The organism is Frankia sp. CcMO1 (genome assembly GCF_977945845.1).
In genome coordinates this window covers 1-4520 of record NZ_CDWTMG010000314.1, presented here as the reverse complement: position 1 = coordinate 4520, position 4520 = coordinate 1, and the positions used below count along the sequence as shown (strand labels likewise).

Annotated in this window: 4 protein-coding genes; all 4 read left to right on the top strand. The window is 70.3% G+C overall.

The genetic code is table 11. The features are described from left to right. A partial coding sequence (locus tag AC08OU_RS22825; protein ID WP_476605762.1) for a LysR family transcriptional regulator occupies positions 1-902 on the top strand: 902 nt, incomplete at its 5' end. Positions 903-1206: 304 nt separating this feature from the next. Further along, positions 1207-2028, top strand: coding sequence for an MBL fold metallo-hydrolase (locus AC08OU_RS22820; protein WP_476601720.1), 822 nt, complete (start codon positions 1207-1209; stop codon positions 2026-2028). A 121-nt stretch (positions 2029-2149) separates the two neighbouring features. Beyond that, positions 2150-3559, top strand: a complete 1410-nt coding sequence (locus tag AC08OU_RS22815; protein WP_476605761.1) for an ABC transporter substrate-binding protein — start codon at positions 2150-2152, stop codon at positions 3557-3559. Between the two features lie 20 nt (positions 3560-3579). Next, positions 3580-4520 (top strand): carbohydrate ABC transporter permease (locus tag AC08OU_RS22810; protein ID WP_476605760.1); only part of this gene is annotated, 941 nt, incomplete at its 3' end.

Genomic DNA, 4520 nt, shown 5'->3' with positions numbered 1-4520 from the left:
GGCTGCACCTGGCCCAGCCGTCGCTGAGCCAGCAGCTCCAGCGCCTCGAACGGGAGGTCGGTGTCGAACTGGTCAGCCGGACCTCCCACGAGGTGCGGCTCACCGCGGCCGGCCGTGCGTTCGAGGTCGAGGCCCGGCGGGTCCTCGACACCGCGCGCCGGGCCGTGTCGGCGGCCCGGGAGGCGGCCTCGGGCCGCGTGGGCGTGTTGACCATCGGCTTCAACTTCCCCGCCGGGCAGCGGGTGCTCCAGCCGACCCTCGTCCGGTTGGGCGCCGACTACCCCGGCATCTCCACGGTTCTCTGGGAGGCTCGCAGCGGACCGACGCTCGCTGCCCTGCACGACCGCAAGGTGGACGTGGCGCTCGTGTTCGGCGGGGCGCCGGCCGCCGGGCTGCAGTCGCGACGGATTCTCACCCTGCCGCTGGTCGCCATCGTCGGCCACCACCATCCGTGGGCCGACCGCCAGCAGGCGTCGTTCCGGGAGCTCGCGCGCCAACGGTGTGTGTTGTTCCGGCGGGAACAGAGCCCCGCCATGCACGACGCGATCCTCGCCGCCGCCGGCCGGGCGGGCATCAGCCTGACGGTCGCCGACGAGGTCGACGACTCGGGTGCCACGGGGATCATCGTCACGACGAAGTCGGTTGTGGGATTCGCCTCGTCCGTCCGCAGCGGTTTCGTGCCCGGCAAGGGCCTGGCGGCCGTGCGGCTCGTCGAGCCGGTGCCCACCGTCGGGGTGCAGGTGGTCTGGCACCCCGACCCGCCGCCCGTCGTCGAGGCGTTCCTGCGCAGCTTGGACAACGCGGGTCCCTTCGGGGAGGACGCCGTCCCGGTACCTCCCGTACCTCCCGCGCCGCAGGTGCCGGTCCTCGCCCACGACGGGCAGCCGGCTTCCGGCGGCTGAGCCCGCACCCCTGCGGCACCTTTCGCGGCACTCCCGGCACTTTCGGGCCCCCGTGGCACCTTCGGGCCCCCGTCGCCGGGCCGGCCCGATGTTCTTCGTCACGGGCCCGTTCGGCGGCGGCGGCCCGTGTAGATGGCGATTGGCCGGGGCAATCGTCCGTTCGAAAGTTCCATATTGCCGGCGACGGCGCCACCCAGCAGCATCGCGGATGACAGCGGAAATCCTCGCGCACCCTGGCGCCGAATGTTCCACATGTTCCCAACGGAACACCAAGAGCGGAACATCAAGATGAACGGATGAACGTATGCGGTTGACCGTCCTGGGCTGCCGGTCGGGAATGCCGACCGGCGGTCAGTGCAGCTCCAGCTACCTCGTCTGCACCGCGGAGACGAAGATGCTGCTGGACTGCGGCCCCGGCGCCGCGACGGCGCTGAGCGCGCTGGGGCACTCCGCATCGCTCGACGGTATTGTGATCAGTCATCTGCATTCCGATCACTGCTATGATCTCCTCCCGCTGGGAAAGGCATTTCTGGCCAGTCTGGCCCGATATCCCATGCGATTTCCGACGCTCCCGGCACGTGACATTCTGGCGCGCAGCGAACCGATTCCTCTTTACCTTCCGCGGGGCGGCCTGGATACCTTCCAGGCATTGGCCGGGCTTTTCCCGGTCGCGACCATCCCGTTGCTGGACAAGGCGTTCGAGGTCGCCTTCGACGTCCGCGAGTACGACCCGGGGGAGACCTTTAAGATCGACGACTGCATGGTCAGCCTGCACGGGCTGCGCCACGCGGTACCGAACTGCGGGATCCGCATCGAGACGGCGGGCGCCAGCCTCGCCTACACCGGTGACACCGGGGTGACCGACGCCCTCGTCGACCTCGCCCGCGGCGTCGATCTTCTCCTCGCCGAGGCCACCCTCGAGCTGACCGACGACAGCGGCCACGGCCACCTCAGCGCCCTCGACGCGGCCGAGGCGGCGCGGCTCGCCGGGGTGGGTCAGCTCGTGCTCACCCACTTCGTCACCGACGACCCTGAGTGGCTGGCTGCGCGGCGCGCCGAGGCCGAGCGGGTGTTCGACGGGCCGGTGCACCTGGCCGCCCCGGCCCGCAAGTTCGACATCGCATGACCTCCGCCGACGTCTTCCCGCCCCCCGTGGGTGGCGACCTGTTCCCGGGTGGCGACCTGTTCCCGGGATGCGATCACCCCTCGGGTGACGCAACTGCTCCGACACGTGAAAGGCGACTGGTGTGACAGCCGTTTCCCGGCACGACGATGCTGCTGGACATGAACGGGACACAGGACAAGAGCGGGACGCAGGACAGGATCGCCCGGGCCGCCGTCCGCGGCGGCACCGGGCCCGGCTGGTCGTCACGGCGTTGTCCGCCGCGGTCGGCCTGCTCGCCGTGGCGGCCTGCGGCTCGGACAGCGACACCGCCTCCGGTACCCCGGCCGCGACACCGCAGGGTGACACCCCGGCGACCATTACCTTCCTATCCTACAACTACGGCACCGCGGGTCTCGGCGGTACGGGAACCCAGGCACTGCTCGACGCCTTCGCCAAGGCGCACCCGAAGATCACGGTCAAGCCGCAGGGTGTCGCGGTGAAGGACGTCCTCACTCGGCTGCGCACCGACACCGCCGCCGGTGATCCGCCCGACGTCGCCCAGATCGGCTGGAGCAAGATGGCCGAGGCGGTCGAAGCCCTGCCGATCACCCCGGTCCAGAAGGTCGCCGGCAGCGAGTGGGAGCCGGCCACCGCCGGCATCTCGAAGAACATCCTGTCGGCCGTCTCCACCAACGGCGTCGTCGCGGCGATGCCGTACACGATGTCGATCCCGGTCATGTACTACAACGCCGACCTGTTCCGCGCCGCCGGCCTGGACCCGCAGCAGCCGCCGACAACCCTCGCCGACGTCAAGGCCGCCGCTTTGAAGATCAAGGCGACCGGTAAGGAGGGCGTCTACATCAGCGTCGTCGACAGCGGGAAGTCGGACTACCTGACCCAGTCGGTGGTGAATTCTAACGGTGGGTTGCTGGTCGATTCCTCCGGCGCGGTCACCCTCGACAAGCAGCCGGCCGTCGAGGCGCTGGCCACGATCGCCGACCTGACCGCCTCGGGTGCCCAGCCCGGGGTCAAGGCCGAAGCGGCCCTGGCCGCGTTCACCAAGGGTGACCTTGGCATGTTCGTCACCAGCACGGCGCTGCTCGCCAGCGCCCAGAAGGCGGCGACGGGCAAGTTCGAGCTGCGCACCGCGGGCCTGCCGTCCTTCGGCACCAAACCCGCCCGCCCGACCTACTCCGGCGCCGGGCTCGCGGTGCTGGCCAAGGACCCGGCCAAGCAGCGCGCCGCCTGGGAGTTCATCAAGTTCCTCACCTCCGACGAGGGCTTCGAGATCATCACCTCGAAGATCGGCTACCTGCCGCTGCGGCAGAGCGTGGCGACGAAGCTCGCCGACACCCCGATCGTGAAGCTGCTGGAACCGGCCCTCGACCAGCTCGACACCGTCACCCCCTACACCTCGTTCCGCGGGGCGAAGGCCAACCAGGCCGTCGTCGTGCTGCAGGACGAGGCCGTCGAACCGATCGTCCTGCGCGGGGCCGATCCTCAGGCGACCCTGAGCAAGGCCGCCGAGAAGATCCGCGCACTCTCCTCCTGATGATCGGCACCTGGCCCCGCGTGGCACGTCCGCGCGGGGCCATCCCGGCCACGGTGGCGCGCCGCGCCGTACCGTGGCTCTACCAGGCGCCGGTGCTGGTGTCGCTGGCGGTCTTCGTCTACGGGCCGCTGGTCTTCGAGGCGTACCTGAGCCTGACGAACTGGGACCTGATCAAACCCGACCGGGACTTCGTGGGGCTTGCCAACTTCCGCGGCCTGTTCGAGGGCGAAGAGTTCCCCCGGGCGCTGAGCCGCACCGGCCTCTACGTCCTGGTGATGCTGCCCTTCGCGACGATCGTCCCGATGGCACTGGCGATCATGCTGTGGAAGCGGCCCGGTCGGACCAGCGACATCTACCGGGCCCTGCTGTTCCTGCCGGTGATGCTCGCCCCCGTCGCGAACGCGCTGTCCTGGCGGTTCGTCCTCGACCCGCTCGGTGGCATCGTCAACGTCGTCACCGGCGGGCTGGGCCTGGGCGAGCGGGACTGGCTCGGTGACCCCTCGACCGCCCTCGCCGCCATCTCGCTCATCACCGCGGCCCGGTTCGTCGCGCTCAACATGCTGCTCTACGGCGCGGCACTGGCCGCGATCGACCGGCGCTGCCTCGATGCCGCCCGCGTCGACGGCGCCACCGAATGGGAGATCACCCGCCGTCTCGTGGTCCCCCAACTGCGTGGCACCACGATCCTGCTGTCGTTTCTGTGCGCGGTGTTCGCCGGGCAGTGGACGTTCAACAACATCGCTGTGCTCACCCAGGGCGGCCCCGACAACACCACCGACAACGTCTACTACCGTCTGTACACTTACGGGTTCACCTACTTCGACGCCGGGACGGGCGCGGCGGCCGCGCTGACGATCGTGGTGGTGCTGTGCGCCCTGTTCGGCCTGTCGACGCTGGCCCGCCGCGCCGCCGGCACGCTCGGCGCCCCGGGCCGGGACCGGCCGACCACCCGGCTCGCGGC